Origin of the sequence: Pseudomonas sp. RW10S2 (assembly GCF_014268985.1) — a bacterium.
In the GTDB taxonomy this organism is placed as follows: Bacteria; Pseudomonadota; Gammaproteobacteria; order Pseudomonadales; family Pseudomonadaceae; genus Aquipseudomonas; species Aquipseudomonas wayambapalatensis.
Window position 1 is genome coordinate 1 of the sequence record NZ_JABWRO010000047.1, and the last position, 23795, is coordinate 23795.

The 23795-nt window shown below is 66.0% G+C and carries 21 protein-coding genes; 14 read left to right on the top strand and 7 right to left on the bottom strand.

Annotation, left to right across the window (positions count from 1 at the left end; all coding sequences use genetic code 11):
- Positions 1–523 (top strand): 16S rRNA (uracil(1498)-N(3))-methyltransferase (locus tag HU729_RS12385; protein WP_186710239.1); only part of this gene is annotated, 523 nt, incomplete at its 5' end.
- Positions 524–532: 9 nt separating this feature from the next.
- Here the strand turns inward: HU729_RS12385 and HU729_RS12390 are convergent.
- The 7 genes from HU729_RS12390 to HU729_RS12420 form a co-directional block, all read right to left on the bottom strand.
- Complete coding sequence (locus HU729_RS12390; protein ID WP_186710241.1) at positions 533–1150, bottom strand: hemolysin III family protein; 618 nt, start codon at positions 1148–1150, stop codon at positions 533–535.
- Between the two features lie 74 nt (positions 1151–1224).
- Positions 1225–1698 carry a chemotaxis protein CheW gene (locus HU729_RS12395; RefSeq protein ID WP_186665820.1) on the bottom strand — a complete coding sequence of 158 codons (474 nt, stop codon included), beginning with the start codon at positions 1696–1698 and terminating at the stop codon, positions 1225–1227.
- The gene (locus HU729_RS12400) at positions 1691–6967 is read right to left on the bottom strand and encodes an Hpt domain-containing protein (protein ID WP_238348365.1); all 5277 of its coding nucleotides are present in this window, start codon (positions 6965–6967) and stop codon (positions 1691–1693) included. Before HU729_RS12400 ends, HU729_RS12395 begins: the two co-directional genes overlap by 8 nt.
- 10 nt (positions 6968–6977) lie before the next feature.
- On the bottom strand, positions 6978–9035 hold the full coding sequence (locus HU729_RS12405) for a methyl-accepting chemotaxis protein (RefSeq protein ID WP_063546550.1): 2058 nt from the start codon (positions 9033–9035) through the stop codon (positions 6978–6980).
- Between the two features lie 14 nt (positions 9036–9049).
- On the bottom strand, positions 9050–9604 hold the full coding sequence (locus tag HU729_RS12410; protein WP_186710245.1) for a chemotaxis protein CheW: 555 nt from the start codon (positions 9602–9604) through the stop codon (positions 9050–9052).
- On the bottom strand, positions 9601–9966 hold the full coding sequence (pilH, locus tag HU729_RS12415) for a twitching motility response regulator PilH (RefSeq protein ID WP_012274551.1): 366 nt from the start codon (positions 9964–9966) through the stop codon (positions 9601–9603). Before pilH ends, HU729_RS12410 begins: the two co-directional genes overlap by 4 nt.
- Positions 9967–10014: 48 nt before the next feature.
- Positions 10015–10416, bottom strand: a complete 402-nt coding sequence (locus HU729_RS12420) for a response regulator (protein ID WP_065863864.1) — start codon at positions 10414–10416, stop codon at positions 10015–10017.
- A 195-nt stretch (positions 10417–10611) separates the two neighbouring features.
- On the opposite strand from HU729_RS12420, the gene gshB reads away from it, so the two are divergent.
- The 13 genes from gshB (at position 10612) to phaC (HU729_RS12485) (ending at position 23793) form a co-directional block, all read left to right on the top strand.
- A complete protein-coding gene (gshB, locus tag HU729_RS12425; RefSeq protein ID WP_186665819.1) occupies positions 10612–11565 on the top strand; it encodes a glutathione synthase in 954 nt (317 codons plus the stop codon).
- Positions 11566–11654: 89 nt separating this feature from the next.
- The gene (locus HU729_RS12430) at positions 11655–12554 is read left to right on the top strand and encodes an energy transducer TonB (RefSeq protein WP_186710246.1); all 900 of its coding nucleotides are present in this window, start codon (positions 11655–11657) and stop codon (positions 12552–12554) included.
- A gap of 87 nt (positions 12555–12641) precedes the next feature.
- On the top strand, positions 12642–13211 hold the full coding sequence (locus tag HU729_RS12435; protein ID WP_186710248.1) for a YqgE/AlgH family protein: 570 nt from the start codon (positions 12642–12644) through the stop codon (positions 13209–13211).
- On the top strand, positions 13211–13636 hold the full coding sequence (gene ruvX / locus HU729_RS12440) for a Holliday junction resolvase RuvX (RefSeq protein ID WP_054894841.1): 426 nt from the start codon (positions 13211–13213) through the stop codon (positions 13634–13636). The genes HU729_RS12435 and ruvX overlap by 1 nt, the downstream gene beginning before the upstream one ends.
- A 46-nt stretch (positions 13637–13682) precedes the next feature.
- Positions 13683–14201 carry a bifunctional pyr operon transcriptional regulator/uracil phosphoribosyltransferase PyrR gene (gene pyrR, locus HU729_RS12445; protein ID WP_186710250.1) on the top strand — a complete coding sequence of 173 codons (519 nt, stop codon included), beginning with the start codon at positions 13683–13685 and terminating at the stop codon, positions 14199–14201.
- A 12-nt stretch (positions 14202–14213) separates the two neighbouring features.
- Positions 14214–15218, top strand: a complete 1005-nt coding sequence (locus tag HU729_RS12450; protein WP_054894843.1) for an aspartate carbamoyltransferase catalytic subunit — start codon at positions 14214–14216, stop codon at positions 15216–15218.
- Positions 15215–16486, top strand: coding sequence for a dihydroorotase (locus HU729_RS12455; RefSeq protein ID WP_186710251.1), 1272 nt, complete (start codon positions 15215–15217; stop codon positions 16484–16486). Before HU729_RS12450 ends, HU729_RS12455 begins: the two co-directional genes overlap by 4 nt.
- A gap of 181 nt (positions 16487–16667) precedes the next feature.
- The gene (hslV, locus tag HU729_RS12460; protein ID WP_186665813.1) at positions 16668–17198 is read left to right on the top strand and encodes an ATP-dependent protease subunit HslV; all 531 of its coding nucleotides are present in this window, start codon (positions 16668–16670) and stop codon (positions 17196–17198) included.
- A gap of 76 nt (positions 17199–17274) precedes the next feature.
- The gene (gene hslU / locus HU729_RS12465; RefSeq protein WP_054894846.1) at positions 17275–18618 is read left to right on the top strand and encodes an ATP-dependent protease ATPase subunit HslU; all 1344 of its coding nucleotides are present in this window, start codon (positions 17275–17277) and stop codon (positions 18616–18618) included.
- 153 nt (positions 18619–18771) lie between these two features.
- Positions 18772–19149, top strand: a complete 378-nt coding sequence (locus HU729_RS12470; RefSeq protein ID WP_063546560.1) for a DUF971 domain-containing protein — start codon at positions 18772–18774, stop codon at positions 19147–19149.
- A gap of 233 nt (positions 19150–19382) precedes the next feature.
- Positions 19383–21062 carry a class II poly(R)-hydroxyalkanoic acid synthase gene (gene phaC / locus HU729_RS12475; RefSeq protein ID WP_186710252.1) on the top strand — a complete coding sequence of 560 codons (1680 nt, stop codon included), beginning with the start codon at positions 19383–19385 and terminating at the stop codon, positions 21060–21062.
- 60 nt (positions 21063–21122) lie between these two features.
- Entirely contained in the window at positions 21123–21974 is an 852-nt protein-coding gene (phaZ, locus tag HU729_RS12480; RefSeq protein ID WP_063546564.1) for a poly(3-hydroxyalkanoate) depolymerase, read from the top strand.
- A 136-nt stretch (positions 21975–22110) separates the two neighbouring features.
- The gene (gene phaC, locus HU729_RS12485) at positions 22111–23793 is read left to right on the top strand and encodes a class II poly(R)-hydroxyalkanoic acid synthase (RefSeq protein ID WP_186665809.1); all 1683 of its coding nucleotides are present in this window, start codon (positions 22111–22113) and stop codon (positions 23791–23793) included.
- Positions 23794–23795: the final 2 nt, after the last annotated feature.

A 23795-nucleotide genomic window follows, 5' to 3' on the forward strand; every position in this document is an offset into this window, starting at 1 on the left:
CCAGGCCCTGTCCGGCCAGCCCGACTCGCCGCTGCACATCCACCTCGGCCAGGGGCTGTCCCGCGGCGAGCGCATGGACTGGGCGATCCAGAAGGCCACCGAGCTGGGCGTCAACGAAATCACCCCGATCGTCAGCGAGCGCTGCGAAGTACGCCTGAAGGATGAGCGTGCCGACAAGCGCCTGGCCCACTGGCGCCAGGTGGCGATCAGCGCCTGCGAACAATGCGGACGCTCCACCCTGCCCGTGATCCATCCGCCGGTGACCCTGGCCGAATGGCTGAAAGACAGCGAGGCCGAGCTCAAGCTGGTCCTGCACCCGGTGGCCGAGCCGCTGACCAGCCACGACAAGCCCGCACGCCTGGCCTTCCTGATCGGCCCTGAAGGCGGCCTGAGCGATGCCGAAGTCGATCAGGCCAAGGGCGCCGGCTTCCACGCCGCCCGCCTCGGCCCCCGCGTACTGCGCACCGAGACGGCGCCGGTGGTGGCGCTGTCGGTGGCGCAGCAGCTGTGGGGCGATTTCTAGGCTCAGCCCCTAGAGCACATAGAAGGACACCGCGACGAAGTGCATCAGGCTGCCAGCGATGACGAACAGGTGCCAGATGCCGTGCCAGTGACGAAAGCGGTTGTCGAAGGCGAAGAAGATGATGCCGACGGTGTACAACACACCGCCGGCCGCCAGCCAGGCAAAGCCGGCGCCGCCAAGGCTGTAGAGCAGCGGCTTGACCGCCACCAGCACGATCCAGCCCATCACCGCGTAGATGATGATCGACAGCACCCGCGCCTCGGAGCGCGGCTTGATCTCCTGGAGCATGCCGATCACCGCCAGCCCCCAGACGATGCCGAACAGGCTCCAGCCCCAGGGCCCGCGCAGGCTGACCAGGCAGAACGGTGTATAGCTGCCGGCGATGAGCAGGTAGATCGACAGGTGATCGAGCTTGCGCATGACCACCTTGGCCCGGCCGCGCGTGCTGTGATAAAGCGTGGAAATGCTGTAGAGCAACAGCAGCGTAAAGCCGTAGATGGAGAAGCTGACGATCTTCCAGGGGTCGCCCTGCAAGCCCGCGACGACGATCAGCCAGATGGCACCGATACAGGCCAGGACGGCACCGACCAGGTGGGTCCAGGCATTGAAGCGTTCACCGTAGTACATGCAGAGTCTGACCTCCACAAGGTCAATGGGTTCCTGACAGGCAGTGGTGCGATAGGGCCCGCAAGAGCACCATCCTACTGCACCAAAGGTTGCAGATCCGCGTCACGCACCAGCCGCTCGAGCGCCGCCAGGTCAGGCACCCGCGCCACCTGATCGCCCACCTGCACCGCCGCCAGCTCCATTGCCCCCAGTGGCACGTCCACATAGTTCAACTGGCTGTCGAGCTTGCACGAGCGCGGAATCCCCTGCAGCAGCACCGCCAGGTAGCGCAGCCCGGTATCGCCCAGGGCGTTGAGCACGACGATCCGCGCCCGCTCGCCACAAGGCGTCTCGCCCCCACAGGCCGCCTCGAAGCCGATGAGCGGCAAGCGCTGCTGGCGCCAGTCGATCCAGCCCATGTGCCAGGCCGGCTGGTGCCGCTCGCAGACGAACGCACGCTCACCGATCAGCTCGGCGACGGCGACATTGGGCAGCACCAGGGTGCGGTCGCCCAGGGGCAGCAACAGGCCGGTGAGGCTGCTGCGCTGGCCGGCGATATGTTCAAGCATGGGGCTTGCTCCAGTGGGCGATGCTCTGCAGCAGGAGCGACTCCTGGTAAGGCTTGCCGAGGTATTCGTTGACGCCGATGGCCATGGCTCGGTCGCGGTGCTTCTGACCGGTACGCGAGGTGATCATGATGATCGGCAGGTCGTGCAGTCGGTTGTCGCGCCGCACCCGCGTCGCCACTTCGAAGCCGTCCATGCGCGGCATTTCGATGTCCAGCAGCAGCACATCAGGGCGGTGCTCCTCCAGCAGGGCCATGGCATCGACCCCGTCCTTGGCGGTCAACACGCTCATGCCATGACGTTCCAGCAGGCGGCTGGTGACCTTGCGCACGGTGACCGAGTCGTCGACCACCATCACCAGCAACGGCCGCCGCGCTGCCGGGCCGAACAGTTGGCGCCGCTCGCCATCGCCCACCGGCAACCGCGCCAGGCGCCGCTGCTGGCCACGCAGCTGACCGAGCAGGTCGAGAATCAGCACCACCCGCCCATCACCGAGCAAGGTCGCACCCGACAACCCCGGCACTGCAGCGAACTGCGGCCCCAGGCTTTTCACTACGATCTCGCGGCTCGGCGACAGGCCATCGGCCTGGATCGCGAACGACTGCTCCTGGGCATGCACCAGCAGCACCGGCAAGGGCAGGCTTTGCCCCAGCAGGCGCGGCCGAGCGACATCCTGCAGCAGCTCGCCCAGGTAGCGCAGGTCGTAGGCGTGCCCAGCATAGCGATAGCGTGGCGGGTCCAGTTGGTAGCAGGCCTCGAGCTCGGCGGGCGGCACGCGGACGATGCCCTCGATGGTGTTGAGCGGGATGGCGTACTGTTCCTCGCCCAGGTGCACCATCAGTGCCCGGTTCAGCGACACCGTGAACGGCAGGCGGATCTGGAAGCGTGCCCCCTTGCCAGGGCTGGACTCGATGCTCATCGAGCCGCCCAACTGCTTGACCTCTTCATGGACCACGTCCATGCCCAGCCCGCGCCCGGAAATCTGGGTGATCTTCTCTGCCGTGGAAAAGCCCGGACGCAGGATGAACTGCAGGATCTCGTGATCGCTGAGCTGCGCCTGCGGCGCCAGCAGGCCACGCTTGATGGCCTTCTTGCGCACCGCCTCCAGCGGCACCCCGGCACCGTCGTCACTCATCTCGATGACGATATCGGCGCCCTCGTGCAGCAGATTGAGGTGGATGGTGCCCTGCTCCGGCTTGCCTGCCGCCAGGCGCACCTCGCGCGGTTCAAGGCCATGGTCGACAGCATTGCGTAGCATGTGCTCCAGTGGCGCGACCATGCGCTCCAGTACGCTGCGATCCAGCTCGCCCTCGGCGTTGCCGACCACCAGTTCGACCTGTTTGCCCAGCTCGCTCGCCACCTGCCGCACCACGCGCTGCAGGCGTGGCACCAGGCGCTCGAAAGGCACCATCAGGGTGGCGGTCAGGCCTTCCTGCAACTGACTGTTGACCCGCGCCTGCTGCTGCAGCAGGCCGTGCGCCTCCTGGGCGCGCAAGGCAAGAGTTTCCTTGAGGTCGAGCAGGTCGGAAGCCGACTCGAACAACGCCCGCGACAGCTGCTGCAACTGCGAGTGACGGTCCATTTCCAGCGGGTCGAAGTCGTCGTAGGCGTCGCCCTCGGCCTGCCAGCGGCTGGACATGCGACCCTGGGTTTCGTTGTCCAGGCGCAGCAACTGGTCGCGCATGCGCTCCAGGGTGGTTTCCATTTCGCTCAGGGCGAACTGTGCATCGTTGACCTGCTGCTCGATGCGACCACGAATGATCGCATGCTCGCTGGCCAGGTTGCCCAGGTCGTCGAGCAGTTCGGCATCGACCTTGACCATGTCCCCGGGTGCGCGCTCCGGTGCGGCGGCCGGTATGTCGAGCGGCGCGGCCTCCACCGGCGGCTGGCCGGCAGCGCTGTCGGTCAGCGCCGCGCTGGAGAAGTTGCGGATGTAGTCGATCAGCGCCGTCGCGGCGTGCAGCGGCTGCCCCAGGCGCACGGCGTCGAGCATGTGCGCGAGGCGGTCGTGGCAGTTCTGCAGCAGGCTGAACAGCGCAGGCGTCGGTGGCAGGCGGCCAGCGGCGAGCAGCTCGTAGAGAAATTCCAGCTCGTGGGCCAGGTCGCCGATGGCGGCGATTTCCACCATGCGCGCGCCGCCTTTGAGGGTGTGCAGGTCGCGCAGCAGGTTTTCCACCTCGACACTGCTGCGCGGGTCGGCCTGCCAGCGCGCCAATGCAGCTGCAGCGCTTTCGACGATGTCCGAGCTTTCTTCGAGGAAGACTTCCAGCAGCTCCTTGTCGCCGGGGGTTTCTGCACCCTCCGGCTCGCTGCTTGGCGCATGGCGGAACTCACGCAACTCACCAAGCAGTGCCACCGCCGAAGACGGCACCTGGCCCTGGCGCAGGCTTTCGAGCATCTGGCCCAGCGCCGCATGGCTGCGCTGCAGCAGCTCGAACAGTGCCTTGCTGGCGCCCAATCGGCGGTCGACCACGCCTTCGTAGAGCAACGCCAGCTCCTGGGCGAGCACCTCGATGGCGCCAATCGCGGCCATCTGCGCACCGCCGCGCAAGGTCTGCACATCGTGCTGCAGCGCGGACACCGCGCAACTGCCGTCAGGCTCCTGCCGCCAGCGCTGCAAAGCCTGGTCGGCGCTGTCGAGAATGTCGCCGGCCTCTTCGAGGAACAATTGCACCACTGCCGGCTCCGGCAGGTCCATGGCAGTGGCCAGCGGGGTCACGCCCTGCTCGCCCACCAGCCCGGTTGCCGCCGGGTCGAGCGCCCCGTCCAGCAACGAACGCAAGCCATCCAGGCACTCGTTGCGCGGGGTGACTTCCTGCCCCGCGGCAATCTCGTCGAGCATGTCGATCAGGGCTTCATGGGCCTGCTGCGCCTGGGAGAAGAAATGCCCGTCGGCGACCAGGCTGCCTTCCTCCACCGCCCCGTACAGATCGAGCAGCGCTTCGCAAAGCTCATCCACCTGCCAGAAATCGGCCAGGTGCGCGCCGTGGGCCAGGGTCGTCAGCTCGTCAAGCAGCGTGTCCAGCTCCTGGCGTTCGCGCGGGTGCTCCTGCCAGCGCGACAACAGCGACTCGGCATCGAGCAGAATATCCATCCCCTGGGCCAGGAAACTGGCGATCAGTTGCGGATCCCGGCGGCTACGGCGGGTGTGCGGCGCCCCGTCCTGCAGCACCGCCAGGCGCGCATCCACCGCTTCGCCGACCTGCTCGATCAGTTGCGCAGCGCCAGGAATCGGTGCCAGCGGTGTGCGCTCAAGCTGGGCCAGGCCCAGCTGGAACAGGCGGCGCGACGCTTCCAGCCATTCGATATCCGCCACTTCCAACGGCAGTTGGTGCGCCTTGTATTCACGCGCCAGGCGGTCGAAGGCGGTGGCCAGCTCCGCGATCGGCATCACCCCGGCCATGGCCGCACTGCCCTTGAGGGTATGCAGCGCGCGTTGCAGGCTGTCGCTGACCTGGGTGTCCTGGCCATCGGCAGCCGTGAGGAAACTGTCGAGGCTGGCCAGATGGCCTTGGGCCTCGTTGCGGAAAATCTCCAGCAGGTGCGGGTCGAGCCCGTCATCGGCACTGGCCGGCGCCTTGTCGTTGACAGCCAGGACATGCAAGTGGCCGCTGAGCTGCTCGACATCGGCCAACCGAGGTATCTGGCCGGCAGCGAAGTCGGCGAGCAGATCGGGCAGGTGGACGAGGGCCTGCTGCAGGGCCACAGCGCCCTCGCCGCTCAGTACGATGCGCCCTTCCAGCACACGATTGAGCAGATGCTCGGCCGCCCAGGCCAGCTCGGCCACGGCACCTGCGTGCACCATCCGCCCGCTGCCCTTTAACGTATGCAGGGCACGGCGCAATTCGATCAACGCCTCGCGCTGCTGATTGTCGGCGCGCCAGCGCAACCATTGGCGCTCGATCTCCGGCAACAGCTCGCCGGCCTCTTCGAGGAACACCTGGCGCAACTCGTCGTCGATGCCGTCATCCGGTATCTGCGCGGTGGCGCTCACGGCCTCGTGGCTGCAGCGCAGCCCCAGCGCGGCCAGGCTTGCAAAGGCCATGTCGAGGAAACGCTGGGCATCTGCCAGCGGATCGGCTACACGCCATTGCAGGTAGCACTCCACGGCGCTCAAGGCCTCGGCCAGGTGGGTCAACTCCTGCTCCGGGGGCTCCTGATCGAGGTGCGACAGCCAACCTTGCACATAGTCGGCCGACACTCCGAAGACCTCGGAGGCGGCCGGCAGCATCAGCATCGCCAACGCACCACGCAACTGCTGCAGCAGGCCCGGCAGGGGCTGCAGACGCTGGCGCGGCCAACCGGATTCCAGGCAGTCGCCGATCAGGTCCTTGGCCTGCTGCAACACCGAGAGCGACTCCTCGAACACCCGCTGGCGGATCTCGGTCACGTCCGAGCCGGGCATGCCGCTTTCCAGGCCCTCGGCAAGGCCGCCGACCATGCCGTTGAGCGTCGCCTCCACGTACAACAGGGCACCGGCCACATCCATCAGCACCGCATCGTCCACGGCACGTTCGCCCTGGGCCAGGGCCTGCAAGGCGAGCACCTGATCGATGATGACCCGGCGCGGCTGCTGGAAACCCAGCACTGCCAGGGTATCGGCCACATGGCGCAGCGGCGCGACCAGCACATCGAGCGGGTCGCGCTGCTCGTTATCACCCCGTACGAACGGGTCGAGCCGCTCCTTGATCCGCACCAGGTCGTCGCACAGGGCAGTGATCACCGAGCGCAGGGCATCGCGGCCCTGGCCGGCCTGCAACTGGTCGCGCCAGTTGCCCAGCGACAGGTCGAGGTTGGCCAGATCGTTGGCCCCCGCCAGGCGCTGCGCCGCTTCTCCCATCAGGCTGTCTTGGGCCAGCGGCTCGGCGCCACGGCACAGGCGCAACTGGTTGAGCAACGGCAACACCACCAACGGCAGGTCGTGGCGCGCACCCCGCAGGCGCTCGAGATAGGGCGGCAATTGCTCGAGGCCGCGGAACAGCGCGCCCAGGCAATCGCCACGCGGGCTGACCTGGCCCTCGAAGAGGGCGCGCCCGAGCAACTCCAGCTCCTCGGCCAGACGCGCTGCGCCATTGAGCTCGAGCATCGTCAGGCACCCTTGCACCTGATGCAGGTTGTCGACGAAGAACCCCAGCAAGGCCGGGTCGCCCGGCTCGCTGGAAAAACGCTCCAGCGCCTGGCGCGCTTGGCCCAGGCAATCGGCGATGGCCGCCTTGGTCCAGCTAAGGGCGACGGTGTCGTGACGCTCGGGGCTCATTGCCGTAACAGCCATAGACCTCTCCTCAGCGCCGCTCGGCCGGGGCCGGCAGGGTGAAACCAGACACCGAACGGCGCATCTCGCTGGCCATTCTGGCCAAGTGACGGATGCTGTCGGCGGTAGCGCCGGAACCGGCAGAGGTCTGCGCGGTGATCTGCTGGATCACCGCCATGGTGTGGGAAATCTGCCCGGCCGAGGATGTCTGCAGTTGCGCCGCGTCGGAAATGCTGTGGATCAGCTCGGCCAGGTTCTGCGACACGCCCTCGATTTCAGCCAGGGCCACGCCGGCGTCCTGGGCAAGACGCGCACCGCGCACCACTTCGGCGGTGGTCTGCTCCATGGAGATCACCGCTTCGTTGGTATCGGCCTGGATGGTCCGCACCAGTGCTTCGATCTGTCGGGTCGCCGACGACGAGCGTTCAGCCAGGCGCTGTACCTCGTCGGCGACCACGGCGAAGCCGCGCCCGGCTTCACCCGCCAGCGAGGCCTGGATCGCCGCATTGAGGGCCAGGATGTTGGTCTGCTCGGCAATGTCGTCGATCAGGCTGACAATGTCACCGATTTCCTGGGAAGACTCGCCCAGACGCTTGATGCGCTTGGCGGTATCCTGGATCTGCTCGCGGATGTTGTCCATGCCATGGATGGTGTTGTGCACCACCTCGTTGCCCTTGTTGGCGATGGCCACCGAGCGCTCGGCGACCTTGGCCGACTCGTAGGCGTGGGCGGAAACCCGGTCGATCGACTCGACCATGTCGCCCACCGCCAGCGACGCTTCGCTGATCTGGTCGGCCTGGTGTTCCGAGGCCTTGGCCAGCTGGCGTGCGGTGTTCTGGGTGTCCTGCACCGCAGCGGCAACCTGCTCGGCACTGTGGTTGATGGTCGCCACCAGGTCGCGCAACTGGTCTACCGAGAAGTTGATCGAGTCGGCGATGGCGCCGGTGAAATCCTCGGTGACCGACACCGTGACGGTCAGGTCGCCATCGGCCAGCTCTTCGATTTCATCGAGCAGGCGCATGATCGCCTGCTGGTTGCGCTCGTTCTTCTCCGCCGTGTCGCGCAGTTGCCGGTTGGTGGCGCGGACCATCACCAGGCCGATGAGGATGATCGAGGCCAGCGCCAGCAGGCCGAGCACGTAGCCGCCGACGGTATCGAGGGTGCGCCCGGCGAGGTTCTCGAAACCGTTGGCCAGGTGCGAGGCTTCGTCGAGCAGGGTCTGCGACAGGCTGAAGATATTGCTCGCCGCCTCGCGCACCCGCAGCAGTTCCGGTGAAGTTTCGAGAATTTCGTCGACCGAGCCGGAAACGAACTGGAACAGCTCGGCGATCTCGGCCAGGCGCGCGCGGGCGTCCGGGTCTTCGACACGGGTCACCTGGATCGCCGGATTGCCGCCGAGCATGCCTTCGAGCACCTGGCCGAAGCGGCTGGCATCACGGCCGAAGGTGTCGGCGGCCTGCACCGAGGTATCGTCACCGGCCAGCACGGTATTGACCGAACCGAGAATCCGCTCGGCCAACAGCAACTGGCGCTGGGCCACGGCCACCTGGCTGGCCGGTGCACCGCTCTGCAGCAGGATTTCCACGACCTTTTCGTACTCGACCTGCAACTGGGGCACGGTTTCGGCCAGGGTTGCCGCCACCTGGTGCAAGGACAGCACGGTCTGCTCGCTGGCCAGGATGGTGTCGGTGTTGCGCCGCAGGTTCTCCCAGTCCTGGCGCACCGCGTCCATTTCGTCGCGCACCGTGGCCGGTGCGGGCGGCAGGCCGGTGGCCTTGTCACCCTCGCGCAGGTACTTCCAGCGGCGCTCGAAATCGTTGCGGGCATCGGACAGCAGCCTGAACGCCAGGGCCTTGCCCGCCGCCGCCTCGGTGGCGTTCTTGGCGATGCGCTGGGACAGCACGCGCAGCTCGCCGGCATGGCCGATGTACTGCTTGTCGTGGTTGGACTGGGTATTGAGGTAGGCGAAGTTGGCGAACAGCAGCACGATCGACAGGATCAGCACCACGAACAGTACGGTGATCTGCGCCGTGCTGCGCGGGCGCTGGGCCACGGCTTCGGGAACGACGGTTGGAGCGGGCTTGTTCACTGTCGCAGGGTCCTCTACAACGCCACATCGAGAAAGCCCGGCGCCTGGGCCAGGGCGAAGGGGCTGAAGATCGCCCAGTTGCGCTCACGGGGGAAATGCCCCTGGACGAAACGCGCCGCGGCGCGGATCAGTGGCTGCGGCGGCGACAGCTCCAGGCTGCTCAGGTCGAAATGTTGCAAGCCGACCACTTCGTCCACCAGCAAGCCGACGAACAGGTCGTCATGGTCCAGCACCAGCACGCGGCGCTGCTTGCCCGAGGCCGCCGGCCCAAGGCCGAAGAACGCCGACAGGTCCATCACCGGCAGCAGGCGACCGCGCAGGTTGGCCACGCCGCACACCCATGGCTGCACCCCAGGCACCCGGCTGCTGCGCGGCTCGCGCAACACTTCGGCCACCTCACCCATGGGGGCGACGAACCACTGCCCGGCGATGCGAAAACCGATACCGCTCCACTGCTGCAGGCGCGTGTCCTGCAGCGGCTGGTCGGCCACCAAGAGGCGGCAGCGGCGGTCGATGTCCAGCAACAGCTCGAAGGAGGTCAGCGACGCACCCTGGGGGCGCGTGGTCAAGCGCCCAGCACCTCTTTGAGCTTGGCGATCAGCGCGTCTTCTTCCACCGGCTTGGTCAGGAAATCGCGGGCACCCTGGCGCGTGGCCCAGATGCGGTCGGTTTCCTGGTCCTTGGTGGTGACCACGATCACCGGGATGGCGCTGGTTTCCGGGTCCTTGCTGAGCTGACGGGTGGCCTGGAAGCCGTTCATGCCGGGCATGACGATGTCCATCAGCACCGCATCCGGCTTGTCCTGGCGGGCCAGGGCCACGCCATCGGCACCGTTGCTGGCCTTGAGCACCTGGTAGCCATGCTTTTCGAGCCATTCGGTCAATCTGTACATCTCTGTCGGCGAGTCGTCGACAATCAGCACTCGGGCCATACGGTTTCCCCATCAGGAATAATGAAGACCGCGCCAGGGCGGGCGCGGTCAGGGTGCGTGTTGTGCCTGCACGGCGAATCCGGGCACGTGGGCACGGATCGCGTCGAGCAGTTCTTCCTTGCTGAACGGTTTGGTGAGGAACTGATCGGAGCCGACCACCCGGCCGCGGGCCTTGTCGAACAGGCCATCACGCGAGGACAGCAGGATCACCGGGATATCCTTGAACGCACTGTTGTGCTTGATCACCGCGCAGGTCTGGTAACCGTCCAGGCGCGGCATCAGTACATCGACGAAGATGATCCGCGGCTTGTGATCGACGATCTTGGCCAGGGCATCGAAACCGTCGCTGGCGGTGATCACCTCGCAACCCACCTCGCCCAGCAGCATCTGGGCGGTGCGGCGGATGGTGCGGGAATCGTCGATCACCATCACCTTCAGGGGCTGTTCCATGAAATGCGTCACCCATCGCCAAGCCAGGAATGAAACCTCGAGGGCTGCGATGCAGCGCTCTGACTGGCATTTTTAACACAGTCCGGGTAGGCATTCCATCTGCCTCCCCCCTTGACCGGCCGCGTTCCCGGCGCCACCCTGAGCCACTTTTCTTTCGTGCCATCGCGGCCACCTGCCGCCAAGAGGAATTACCCCATGAGCGTTCGCCTCGGGATTGTCATGGACCCCATCGCGTCCATTTCCTACAAGAAGGACAGCTCGCTGGCCATGCTGCTGGCGGCGCAGGAGCGCGGCTGGAGCCTGTTCTACATGGAACAGCGCGACCTCTACCTGGGTGCCGGCCAGGCCCGCGCGCAGATGCGCCCGCTGAAGGTGTTCGCCGATCCGGCGCGCTGGTTCGAACTGGGCGATGAGCAGGACAGCGCGTTGAGCGAGCTGGATGTGATCCTGATGCGCAAGGATCCACCCTTCGACATGGAGTTCGTCTACAGCACCTACCTGCTGGAGCAGGCCGAGCGCGAAGGCGTACTGATCGTCAACAAGCCGCAGAGCCTGCGTGACTGCAACGAGAAGCTGTTCGCCACCCAGTTCCCGCAGTGCATGGCGCCGACCCTGGTCAGCCGCCGCGCCGACATCCTGCGCGCCTTCGCCACCACCCATGGCGATGTGATCCTCAAGCCGCTCGACGGCATGGGCGGCGCGTCGGTGTTCCGCCACCGCCAGGGCGACCCGAACCTCTCGGTGATCCTCGAAACCCTGACCCAGCATGGCCACCAGCAGATCATGGCGCAGGCCTACCTGCCGCAGATCGTCGATGGCGACAAGCGCATCCTGATGATCGACGGCGAGCCGGTGCCCTACTGCCTGGCACGCATCCCGGCCAGCGGCGAGACCCGAGGCAACCTGGCCGCCGGCGGCCGTGGCGAAGCCCGTCCGCTGACCGAGCGCGACCGCTGGATCGCCGCCCAGGTCGGCCCGACCCTGCGCGAAAAGGGCCTGCTGTTCGTCGGCCTGGACGTGATTGGCGACTCGCTGACCGAGATCAACGTCACCAGCCCGACCTGCATCCGCGAGATCGATGCGGCCTACAACACCAATATCGGCGGCCAGCTGATGGACGCCATTGATCGCAAGCTCAAGGCGCGCTGACCGCCGACGCGGAGCAAAACCCTGGAGTGGGGTATGATGCCGGTCCATTTCACTCGACCTGCTGCCCCACTGCGGTTGCTGGATACCCGATGACGCTGCCTGCCGACATCCCCTCCGACCTGCTGCCACCGCGCGTTCGCCCGGTGGACCGGCTCGGCTTCACGCTTTTCCTGGCCGCGCTGGTGCACCTGGCGCTGATCCTCGGGGTGGGCTTCAGCGTGGTCAAGCCCGCCGAAATCCGCCAGACCATGGACATCACCCTGGCCACCTTCAAGCGCGAAAAGCCGCCCGAAAAAGCCGACTACCAGGCCCAGGACAACCAGCAGGGCAGTGGCACCCTGGACAAGAAAGCCGTGCCCACCACCACCGAGGTGGCGCCGTTCCAGGACAGCAAGGTCAACAAGATCACCCCGCCCCCTGCGGCCCGGCCGGAAACGCCCGCGGCGCCGGAAAAGTCAGTGGTGACCACCAAGGCGCCGAAACCGCAGAAAGCCGAGACCGCGCCAAAGGAAAGCAAGCCTCAACCCAAGCCTCCCGCGCCTGTGCCGGACTTCGACAGCTCGCAGCTTTCGAGCCAGATCGCCAGCCTCGAAGCCGAGCTGTCCAACGAACAGCAGCTGTATGCCAAGCGTCCACGCATCCATCGCCTCAACGCCGCCTCGACCATGCGCGACAAAGGCGCCTGGTACAAAGAGGAGTGGCGCAAGAAAGTCGAGCGCATCGGCAACCTCAACTACCCGGAAGAAGCCCGGCGCCAGCAGATGTACGGCAGCCTGCGGATGATGGTGTCGATCAACCGCGACGGTTCGCTGTATGAAGTGCTGGTGCTCGAATCCTCCGGGCAACCGGTGCTGGACCAGGCCGCCCAGCGCATCGTGCGCCTGGCGGCCCCGTTTGCGCCGTTCACCGGCGATCTGGCGGAGTTCGACCGGCTGGAGATCATCCGCACCTGGCGCTTCGCGCGTGGGGACCGGTTGTCGAGCAATTGACCGGTACGGGCTGTGCCGCGACAGGGCCGATACCGACACAGCACAGCCAGCTTGTCAGCCTCGCCACCTGACGCCACACTACCCCTCATGAAAACCCTCACGCCGAGCTACCTCAAGCACCAGTTCCTGATTGCCATGCCGCACATGGCCGATCCGAACTTTGCCCAGACCCTCACCTACATCGTCGAGCACAACGCCAACGGCGCCATGGGCCTGGTGGTCAATCGCCCGCAGGAGCTGAACCTGGCCGATATCCTCGAGCAGTTGCGCCCGGATGAGGAGCCGCCTGCCAGCACCCTGCAGATCCCGATCTACCAGGGCGGCCCGGTGCAGACCGACCGCGGCTTCGTCCTGCACAGCGCCGAATGCAGCTACCAGGCCACCATCGAGCTGCAAGGCCTGTCGCTGTCGACATCTCAGGATGTGCTGTTCGCCATCGCCGAGGGCGTCGGCCCGAAGCAGAGCCTGATCACCCTGGGCTACGCCGGCTGGGAAGCCGGGCAGCTCGAGGCGGAACTGGCCGATAACGCCTGGCTCAACTGCCCGTTCGACCCCGAGATCCTCTTCGGCATGGCCTGCGAGCAGCGCCTGCAGGCCGCCGCGCAAAGCCTGGGGATCAACCTCAGCCTGCTGACCAGCCAGGCAGGGCACGCCTGATGGCCGAGCTGCGCCTGCTGCTGGGCTTCGACTACGGCACCCGCCAGATCGGCGTCGCCGTCGGCCAGGTCATCACTGGCCAGGCCCGCGAACTGTGTACGCTCAAGGCACAGAACGGTGTGCCGGACTGGAACCAGGTCGAGAAACTGATCAAGGAATGGAAACCCGACGCCATCGTCGTCGGCCTGCCGCTGAACATGGACGGCACGCCCAGCGAGATGAGCGAACGCGCGGAGAAGTTCGCCCGCCGCCTGCACGGACGCTACAACCTGCCGGTGCACACCCACGATGAACGCCTGACCACCTTCGAGGCCAAGGGCGAACAGATGGCCCGTGGCGGCCAGCGTGGCAGCTACCGCGACAACCCGGTCGACGCCATCGCCGCGGCACTGCTGCTGCAGGGCTGGCTGGAGGCCAATACCTGACCATCCGCTTTGCCGCCGGTGATACCGGCGCCCCAAGGAGCACGCAATGAGCCTACCCAATCCCGCCGACCTGATCCGGCAGATGGCCGTCGACCTTCGCGCCCACCTGGCGCGCCGCGCCATCACCGAGCCACGTTTCATCGGCATCCGTACCGGTGGCGTGTGGGTCGCCCAGGCGCTGCAGCAGGAGCTTGGCGACCAAAGCCCGCTGGGCACCCTCGATGTGTCGTTCTACCGCGATGACTTCAGCCAGAACGGCCTGCACCCGCAGGTGCGTCCATCCGAGCTGCCGTTCGAGATCGAAGGCCAGCACCTGGTGCTGGTGGATGACGTGCTGATGAGCGGTCGCACCATCCGCGCAGCGCTCAACGAGCTGTTCGACTATGGGCGCCCGGCCAGCGTGACCCTGGTCTGCCTGCTCGACCTGGATGCAGGCGAATTGCCGATCCGCCCGAATGTGCTCGGCGCAACGCTGTCCCTGGCGGCCCATGAACGGGTAAAATTGACCGGACCCGCCCCGCTCGCCCTCGAGCGCCAGGACCTCGCCCCCGCATCCGCCCTTTAAGAGTCCCCCGCGATGACGCCATTCGACGCCAAGCGCCCGCTGCAGCTCAACGATCAGGGCCAGCTACGCCATTTCCTCTCGCTCGACGGTTTGCCCCGCGAACTGCTCACCGAGATCCTCGACACCGCCGACTCCTTCCTCGAAGTCGGCGCCCGGGCCGTCAAGAAGGTCCCGTTGCTGCGCGGCAAGACCGTGTGCAACGTGTTCTTCGAGAACTCCACCCGTACCCGCACCACCTTCGAACTGGCCGCCCAGCGCCTCTCGGCCGACGTGATCAGCCTGAACGTGTCGACCTCCTCGACCAGCAAGGGCGAGACCCTGTTCGATACCCTGCGCAACCTGGAAGCCATGGCGGCCGACATGTTCGTCGTACGCCACTCCGACTCCGGCGCCGCGCACTTCATTGCCGAGCACGTGTGCCCGGAAGTCGCGGTGATCAACGGCGGCGATGGCCGCCACGCCCACCCGACCCAGGGCATGCTCGACATGCTGACCATCCGTCGGCACAAAGGCAGCTTCGAAAACCTTTCGGTGGCGATCGTCGGCGATATCCTGCATTCGCGCGTGGCCCGCTCCGACATGCTCGCGCTCAAGGCCCTGGGTTGCCCGGACATCCGTGTGATCGGCCCGAAGACGCTGATCCCGATCGGTATCGAGCAGTACGGCGTCAAGGTCTACACCGACCTGGCCGAGGGTCTGAAAGATGTCGACGTGGTGATCATGCTGCGCCTGCAGCGTGAACGCATGGCCGGTGGCCTGCTGCCCAGCGAGGGCGAGTTCTACCGCCTGTTCGGGCTGACCACCGCACGCCTGGCCGGCGCCAAGCCGGACGCCATCGTCATGCACCCGGGCCCGATCAATCGGGGCGTGGAAATCGAATCGGCGGTGGCCGACGGCAAGCACTCGGTGATCCTCAACCAAGTGACCTACGGCATCGCCGTGCGCATGGCCGTGCTGTCGATGGCCATGAGCGGCCAGAACGCGCAACGTCAACTCGACCAGGAGAACGCCCTGTGACCATCAGCATCATCGGCGCACGGGTCATCGATCCCAGCAGCGGCCTGGACCAGATCACCGACCTGCACCTGGAAAACGGTCGCATCCTTGCCATCGGCGCCGCACCAGCAGGCTTCAGCGCCAGCCGCACGATTCAGGCCGACGGCCTGGTCGCCGCCCCCGGCCTGGTCGACCTGGACGTCGCCCTGCGCGAGCCGGGCTACAGCCGCAAGGGCAACATTGCCAGCGAGACCCGCGCAGCCGTGGCCGGCGGCGTCACCAGCCTGTGCTGCCCGCCGCAGACAAAACCTGTGCTCGACACCTCGGCCGTCGCGGAACTGATTCTCGACCGCGCCCGCGAAGCAGCCAACAGCAAGGTCTACCCGATCGGCGCCCTGACCAAGGGCCTGGAAGGCGAGCAACTGGCCGAGCTGGTGGCCCTGCGCGACACCGGCTGCGTGGCCTTCGGCAACGGCCTCAAGGAGATCCCCAACAACCGGACCCTGGCCCGCGCCCTGGAATATGCCGCCACCTTCGACCTGACCGTGGTGTTCCACTCCCAGGACCGCGACCTGTCAGCCGGAGGCCTGGCCCACGAAGGTGCCATGGCCAGCTTCCTCGGCTTGCCGGGCATTCCGGAAACCGCCGAGACCGTGGCCCTGGCGCGCAACCTGCTGCTGGTCGAGCAGACCGGCGTGCGAGCGCACTTCACCCAGATCACCAGCGCCCGCGGTGCACGGCTGATCGCCCAGGCCCAGCAACTGGGGCTGCCGGTCACCGCCGATGTGGCGCTGTACCAGCTGATCCTCACCGACGAAGCGCTGCGCGACTTCTCCAGCCTGTACCACGTACAGCCGCCGCTGCGCACCCCGGCTGACCGCGACGACCTGCGCGAGGCGGTGAAGTCGGGGGTCATCCAGGCGATCTCCAGCCACCACCAGCCCCACGAGCGCGACGCCAAGCTGGCACCGTTCGGCGCCACCGAAGCCGGGATCAGCAGTGTCGAACTGCTGCTGCCGCTGGCCATGACCCTGGTCGAGGACGGCCTGCTCGACCTGCCGACCCTGCTGGCACGGCTGTCCAGTGGCCCGGCCCAGGCGCTGCGCCTGCCGGCGGGCGAGCTGAAGGTCGGTGGTGCGGCAGACCTGGTGCTGTTCGACCCGAGCGCCTCCACCGTGGCCGGCGAGCAGTGGTTCTCCCGTGGTGAAAACTGCCCGTTCATCGGGCATTGCCTGCCGGGTGCGGTGCGCTACACCCTGGTCGATGGGCATGTCTGCCACGAAGCCTGAGCAACCCCCATCGCGGGGCAAGCCCGTTCCCACAGGGATCACACCTTCCTTGTGGGAGCGGGCTTGCCCCGCGATAGGGCCGGCACAACCACCACTCATCCCCTCAGGTTGAAATCCTTCCCCCCTCCCCCCATATGAGTCTGCAACAGGCATTTTCGCCCCGCTGCGTGGAGACTCTCTCTTGACCACCATCGTTTCTGTCCGCCGTAACGGCAAAGTCGTCATGGGCGGCGACGGCCAGGTATCCCTCGGCAACACCGTGATGAAAGGCAACGCCAAAAAGGTCCGTCGCCTGTACAACGGCGAGGTCATCGCAGGCTTTGCCGGCGCTACTGCAGACGCCTTCACCCTGTTCGAGCGCTTCGAGGCGCAACTGCAGAAGCACTCCGGGCACCTGGTGCGTGCCGCCGTCGAACTGGCCAAGGAGTGGCGCACCGATCGCTCGCTGAGCCGCCTGGAAGCCATGCTCGCCGTGGCCAACAAGGACGCCTCGCTGATCATCACCGGCAACGGTGACGTGGTCGAACCCGAGGACGGCCTGATCGCCATGGGTTCCGGTGGCGCCTACGCCCAGGCCGCAGCCCGCGCCCTGCTGAACAAGACCGATCTCTCGGCCCGCGAAATCGCCGAGACCGCACTGAATATCGCCGGTGACATCTGTGTGTTCACCAACCACAACCTGACCATCGAGGAGCAGGACCTGGCCGAGTGATCAGCTGATCTGGTGTCCCGCTCACGGCGGGACTTTTTCCCACGCTGACTCACTACGCCCAAGGACCCAATTCACCATGTCCATGACCCCCCGCGAGATCGTCCACGAACTCAACCGCCACATCATCGGCCAGGACGACGCCAAGCGTGCCGTCGCCATCGCCCTGCGCAACCGCTGGCGGCGCATGCAGCTGCCTGCCGAGCTGCGTGCCGAAGTCACCCCCAAGAACATCCTGATGATCGGCCCTACCGGCGTCGGCAAGACCGAAATCGCCCGGCGCCTGGCCAAGCTCGCCAATGCGCCGTTCATCAAGGTCGAAGCGACCAAGTTCACCGAAGTCGGCTACGTTGGCCGTGATGTCGAGTCGATCATCCGCGACCTGGCCGATGCTGCGCTGAAGATGCTGCGCGAGCAGGAAATCGTCCGTGTGCGCCACCGCGCCGAAGACGCCGCCGAAGACCGCATCCTCGATGCCCTGCTGCCGCAGGCGCGGGTCAGCAGCTTCAACGAGGAAGCCCAGCAGTCCAGCAGCGACTCCAACACCCGCCAGCTGTTCCGCAAGCGCCTGCGTGAAGGCCAGCTGGACGACAAGGAAATCGAGATCGAAGTCGCCGATGCGGTGGGCGTCGAAATCGCCGCACCACCCGGCATGGAAGAGATGACCAACCAGCTGCAGAGCCTGTTCGCCAACATGGGCAAGGGTAAGCGCAAGGCGCGCAAGCTGAAGGTCAAGGAAGCGCTGAAGATGGTCCGTGACGAGGAGGCAAGCCGCCTGGTCAACGAGGAAGAGCTCAAGGCCAAGGCCCTGGAAGCCGTCGAGCAGCATGGCATCGTGTTCATCGACGAGATCGACAAGGTGGCCAAGCGCGGCAACGTCGGCGGCGCCGATGTGTCCCGCGAAGGCGTGCAGCGCGACCTGTTGCCGCTGATCGAAGGCTGCACGGTCAACACCAAGCTGGGCATGGTCAAGACCGACCACATCCTGTTCATCGCCTCCGGTGCGTTCCACCTGAGCAAGCCGAGCGACCTGGTACCGGAGCTGCAGGGCCGCCTGCCGATCCGTGTCGAGCTCAAGGCCCTGACGCCGCAGGACTTCGAGCGCATCCTCAAGGAGCCGCACGCCTCGCTCACCGAACAGTACCGCGAGCTGCTCAAGACCGAAGGCCTGAACATCGCCTTCGCCGACGAAGGCATCAAGCGCCTGGCCGAGATCGCCTTCCAGGTCAACGAGAAGACCGAGAACATCGGTGCCCGCCGCCTGCACACCCTGCTCGAGCGCCTGCTCGAAGAGGTATCGTTCAGTGCCGGCGACCTGGCCAGCGCCCATGACGAGACGCCGATCAACATCGACGCCGCCTATGTGAACAGCCACCTCGGTGAGCTGGCGCAGAACGAAGACCTGTCGCGTTACATCCTGTAATACCACCACCGCGGGCGAGCCCGCTCCCCAGGGGTCACCACAATGCCAAGGTATAGGGTGCCCCTGTGGGAGCGGGCTTGCCCGCGAATGGGCCCTTGAATCCCTACACCAGAAGCTGGAAGCTTGTTCCATCAGCTCCCGAGAGATTCCCCCATGGCCCGCCTCCCCACCGCCATCAACCTGCACAAAGCCTCGAAAACCCTGACACTCACCTACGCCCCCGGCGAGGTCTATCACCTGCCCGCCGAGTTCCTGCGCGTGCACTCCCCCTCCGCCGAGGTCCAGGGCCACGGCAATCCCATCCTGCAGTTCGGCAAGATCAACGTCGGCCTCAGCGGCCTGGAACCTGCCGGCCAATATGCCTTGAAACTGACCTTCGACGACGGCCACGACAGCGGTCTGTTCACCTGGGAATACCTCGAGCAACTGTGCCTGCGCCAGGAGCAGCTGTGGGCCGAGTACCTCGACGAACTGCACAAGGCCGGCAAATCCCGCGATCCGGTCGAGTCGGTGGTCAAGCTGATGCTCTAGGTCAAGTCTTCCAGACGTTAGAGCGCATTTTCTAATGCGTTTTGTTTGAATGACTTACAGACAGCCAATGACTGGCTGTCTTGCGCATTACATGAAAGTCGGGTAACCAATGGGGCTGGCAAGTTCCTGCATCTGTTCGTTATCACTGGTCACCCGAGCAGCAGTACCGGGCGGTCGTCTGTGTACCCGCCACAGGCAGCCGGTACTCGTCTCAGGACAACGGAGCGTCGTAGATGAGTAACAAGAACAACGATGAGCTGCAGAAACAGGCCTCGGAAAACACCCTCGGCCTGAATCCGGTCATCGGCATTCGTCGCAAGGACCTGCTGAGTTCCGCGCGCACCGTGTTGCGCCAGGCGGTGCGTCAGCCGTTGCACAGCGCCAAGCATGTGGCACATTTCGGCCTGGAGCTGAAAAACGTGCTGCTGGGCAAGTCCAGCCTGCTTCCCGAGAGCGACGACCGTCGCTTCAGCGATCCGGCCTGGAGCCAGAATCCGCTCTATCGCCGCTACCTGCAGACCTACCTGGCCTGGCGCAAGGAGCTCAACGACTGGATCGCCGAGAGCGACCTGTCGCCCCAGGATGTCAGCCGCGGCCAGTTCGTCATCAACCTTATGACCGAAGCCATGGCGCCGACCAACACGCTGGCCAACCCCCAGGCGGTCAAACGCTTCTTCGAGACCGGCGGCAAGAGCCTGCTCGACGGCCTGTCCAACCTCGCCAAGGACATGGTCAACAATGGCGGCATGCCCAGCCAGGTGAACATGGAAGCCTTCGAGGTCGGCAAGAACCTCGGCACCAGCGAAGGTTCTGTGGTGTTTCGCAACGACGTGCTGGAGCTGATCCAGTACCGGCCGATCACCGAGCAGGTGCACAGCCGCCCGCTGCTGGTGGTGCCGCCACAGATCAACAAGTTCTACGTGTTCGACCTGAGCCCGGAAAAGAGCCTGGCGCGCTTCTGCCTGCGCTCCAACCAGCAGACCTTCATCATCAGTTGGCGCAACCCGACCAAGGCCCAGCGCGAGTGGGGCCTGTCGACCTACATCGACGCCCTCAAGGAAGCGGTGGACGCGGTGCTGGCGATCACCGGCGCCAAGGACCTGAACATGCTCGGTGCCTGCTCCGGCGGCATCACCTGCACCGCGCTGCTGGGCCACTACGCCGCACTGGGCGAAACCAAGGTCAACTCGCTGACCTTGCTGGTGAGCGTGCTCGACACCACGGTCGATACCCAAGTGGCACTGTTCGTCGACGAACAGACCCTCGAAGCCGCCAAGCGCCACTCCTACCAGGCCGGCGTGCTCGAAGGCAGCGACATGGCCAAGGTGTTCGCCTGGATGCGCCCCAACGACCTGATCTGGAACTACTGGGTCAACAACTACCTGCTCGGCAACGAGCCGCCGATCTTCGACATCCTGTTCTGGAACAACGACACCACACGCCTGCCGGCCGCCTTCCACGGCGACCTGATCGAGATGTTCAAGACCAACCCGCTGACCCGCGCCGACGCGCTGGAAGTCTGCGGCACCGCCATCGACCTGAAGAAAGTGCAGTGCGACATCTACAGCGTCGCCGGCACCGCCGACCACATCACCCCCTGGCAGTCGTGCTACCGCTCGGCGCACCTGTTCGGCGGCAAGATCGAGTTCGTGCTCTCCAACAGCGGCCATATCCAGAGCATTCTCAACCCGCCAGGCAACCCCAAGGCGCGTTTCCTGACCGGTGAAGACCGCCCGGACGACCCGTTGGCCTGGCAGGAGAACGCGATCAAGCACGCCGACTCCTGGTGGCTGCACTGGCAGGCTTGGCTGGGTGAACGCGCCGGTGAGCTGAAGAAAGCACCGACACGCCTGGGCAATCGCGCCTACAGCGCGGGCGAAGCGGCCCCGGGGACCTACGTGCACGAGCGTTGAGTCGCACCGCCGCGGCCACCCGGCGGGCTGCGGCGCTTCATTCATCACAGAGTCAGGCGCATGTCGCAACCCTACGTATTCAGGACCGTCGAGCTGGACAACCAGTCCATCCGCACCGCCGTCCGCCCCGGCAAGCCACATCTGACGCCGCTGCTGATCTTCAACGGCATTGGCGCCAACCTCGAGCTGGTGTTCCCGTTCATCGAGGCGCTGGACCCGGACCTGGAAGTCATCGCCTTCGACGTCCCCGGTGTCGGCGGCTCCTCGACACCCCGCCACCCCTACCGCTTTCCAGGCCTGGCCAAGCTCACCGCGCGCATGCTCGACTACCTGGACTACGGCCAGGTCAATGTCATCGGCGTGTCCTGGGGCGGGGCGCTGGCCCAGCAGTTTGCCCACGACTATCCCGAGCGCTGCAAGAAACTGGTGCTCGCCGCCACTGCCGCCGGGGCCTTCATGGTGCCCGGCAAGCCCAAGGTGCTGTGGATGATGGCCAGCCCGCGGCGCTATGTGCAGCCATCGCACGTGATCCGCATCGCACCGATGATTTATGGCGGCGCCTTCCGCCGCGACCCGGACCTGGCGCTGCACCACGCCTCCAAGGTGCGTTCCGGCGGCAAGACCGGCTACTACTGGCAACTGTTCGCCGGGCTTGGCTGGACGAGCATCCACTGGCTGCACAAGATCCACCAGCCGACCCTGGTGCTGGCCGGCGACGATGACCCGTTGATTCCGCTGATCAACATGCGCCTGCTGGCCTGGCGGATTCCCAATGCCCAGCTACACATAATCGACGACGGCCATCTTTTTCTGATTACCCGCGCCGAGGCCGTCGCTCCGATCATCATGAAATTCCTCCAGGAAGAGCGCCAGCGTGCGGTCATGCATCCGCGGCCGGTGGCTCGGAGGTGAGCGGGCGCTAGGACATTCAGTTACTCGGCGGTGCTGCCTTCGCGGGCAAGCCCGCTCCCACGGATCCGGTGCAGGTGGGAGCGGGCTTGCCCGCGAAGGCGACACCGCAGACAAGGATCGACGAGGGATTGTTGCCATGAAGGACAAACCGGCAAAGGGGACGACACCGATCCCGGCCACCAGCATGAACGTGCAGAACGCCATCGCCGGCCTGCGCGGCCGCGACCTGATCTCGACCCTGCGTCAGGTAGGACGCATCGGCCTGCGCAACCCGCTGCACACCGCCCACCACCTGCTGAACCTCGGTGGCCAGCTGGGCCGCGTGCTGCTCGGCGACACACCCCACCAGCCGCACCCTCGGGACGCGCGTTTCAGCGATCCGACCTGGAGCCAGAACCCCTTCTACCGGCGCGGCCTGCAGGCCTACCTGGCGTGGCAGAAGCAGACCCGTCAGTGGATCGAGGAAAGCTCGCTGGACGATGACGACCGAGCCCGCGCGCACTTTCTGTTCAACCTGCTCACCGATGCCGTGTCGCCAAGCAACTCGCTGCTCAACCCACTGGCGATCAAGGAGATGCTCAACACTGGTGGCCAGAGCGTGGTGCGCGGTCTCGCCCACCTGCTCGACGACCTGCGCCACAACGACGGCCTGCCGCGCCAGGTCGACGATCGCGCCTTCGAAGTCGGCAGCAACCTGGCCGCCACCCCTGGCGCGGTGGTGTTTCGCAACGAGCTGCTGGAACTGATCCAGTACAAGCCGATGAGCGAGAAACAGTACACCCGCCCCCTGCTGGTGGTGCCGCCGCAGATCAACAAGTTCTACGTGTTCGACCTGGGGCCGACCAACAGCTTCGTGCAATACATGCTCAAGAACGGCCTGCAGGTGTTCATGGTCAGTTGGCGCAACCCCGACCCATGCCACCGCGAATGGGGCCTGTCGAGCTACGTCCAGGCGCTGGAGGAAGCGCTGGATGCCTGTCGCAGCATCAGCGGCAACCGCGATCCCAACCTCATGGGCGCCTGTGCCGGCGGGCTGACCATGGCCGCGCTGCAGGGGCATCTGCAGGTCAAGGGGCGCTTGCGCAAAGTGCGCAGCGCCACCTACCTGGTGAGCCTGCTCGACACCCAGTTCGACAGCCCAGCCAGCCTGTTCGCCGACGAACAGACCCTCGAAGCCTCCAAGCGCCGCTCCTACCAACGCGGCGTGCTGGACGGCGGCGAAGTGGCGCGCATCTTCGCCTGGATGCGCCCCAACGACCTGATCTGGAACTATTGGGTCAACAACTACCTGCTCGGCAAGACACCACCGGCCTTCGACATCCTCTACTGGAACGCCGACAACACCCGCCTGCCTGCCGCCCTGCACGGCGAGTTGCTGGACTTCTTCAAGCTCAACCCGCTGGTGCAGCCGGGCGGCCTGGAGGTGTGCGGCACCCCGATCGACCTCGGGCAAGTCACGGTCGACAGCTTCACCGTGGCCGGCAGCAACGATCACATCACCCCTTGGGACGCGGTGTACCGCTCGGCCCTGCTGCTGGGCGGCGAGCGCCGCTTCGTGCTGTCGCACAGCGGGCACATCCAGAGCATCATCAACCCACCTGGCAACCCCAAGGCCTATTACCTGGAAAACCCCCGGCTCTCCAGCGACCCACGCGCCTGGTTCCACGATGCCACCCGCAGCGACGGCACCTGGTGGCCGCAGTGGCTGGAATGGATCACACGCCGCTCAGGCAGCCTCAGGCCGCCGAAGGCCGAACTGGGCACGCCATCCTACCCACCGCTCGGGCCGGCCCCTGGCACCTATGTAATGGCACGCTGAGC

Bases quoted from the DNA above. Each gene is read 5' to 3' on its own strand.
- HU729_RS12400 (WP_238348365.1), bottom strand. From the start codon at position 6,967: ATGGCTGTTACGGCAATGAGCCCCGAGCGTCACGACACCGTCGCCCTT.
- HU729_RS12390 (WP_186710241.1), bottom strand. From the start codon at position 1,150: ATGTACTACGGTGAACGCTTCAATGCCTGGACCCACCTGGTCGGTGCC.
- HU729_RS12450 (WP_054894843.1), top strand. From the start codon at position 14,214: ATGACGCCATTCGACGCCAAGCGCCCGCTGCAGCTCAACGATCAGGGC.
- HU729_RS12420 (WP_065863864.1), bottom strand. From the start codon at position 10,416: ATGGAACAGCCCCTGAAGGTGATGGTGATCGACGATTCCCGCACCATC.
- gshB (WP_186665819.1), top strand. From the start codon at position 10,612: ATGAGCGTTCGCCTCGGGATTGTCATGGACCCCATCGCGTCCATTTCC.
- HU729_RS12430 (WP_186710246.1), top strand. From the start codon at position 11,655: ATGACGCTGCCTGCCGACATCCCCTCCGACCTGCTGCCACCGCGCGTT.
- phaC (WP_186710252.1), top strand. From the start codon at position 19,383: ATGAGTAACAAGAACAACGATGAGCTGCAGAAACAGGCCTCGGAAAAC.
- HU729_RS12435 (WP_186710248.1), top strand. From the start codon at position 12,642: ATGAAAACCCTCACGCCGAGCTACCTCAAGCACCAGTTCCTGATTGCC.
- phaC (WP_186665809.1), top strand. From the start codon at position 22,111: ATGAAGGACAAACCGGCAAAGGGGACGACACCGATCCCGGCCACCAGC.
- phaZ (WP_063546564.1), top strand. From the start codon at position 21,123: ATGTCGCAACCCTACGTATTCAGGACCGTCGAGCTGGACAACCAGTCC.
- HU729_RS12470 (WP_063546560.1), top strand. From the start codon at position 18,772: ATGGCCCGCCTCCCCACCGCCATCAACCTGCACAAAGCCTCGAAAACC.
- hslU (WP_054894846.1), top strand. From the start codon at position 17,275: ATGTCCATGACCCCCCGCGAGATCGTCCACGAACTCAACCGCCACATC.
- pilH (WP_012274551.1), bottom strand. From the start codon at position 9,966: ATGGCCCGAGTGCTGATTGTCGACGACTCGCCGACAGAGATGTACAGA.
- pyrR (WP_186710250.1), top strand. From the start codon at position 13,683: ATGAGCCTACCCAATCCCGCCGACCTGATCCGGCAGATGGCCGTCGAC.
- ruvX (WP_054894841.1), top strand. From the start codon at position 13,211: ATGGCCGAGCTGCGCCTGCTGCTGGGCTTCGACTACGGCACCCGCCAG.
- HU729_RS12395 (WP_186665820.1), bottom strand. From the start codon at position 1,698: ATGCTTGAACATATCGCCGGCCAGCGCAGCAGCCTCACCGGCCTGTTG.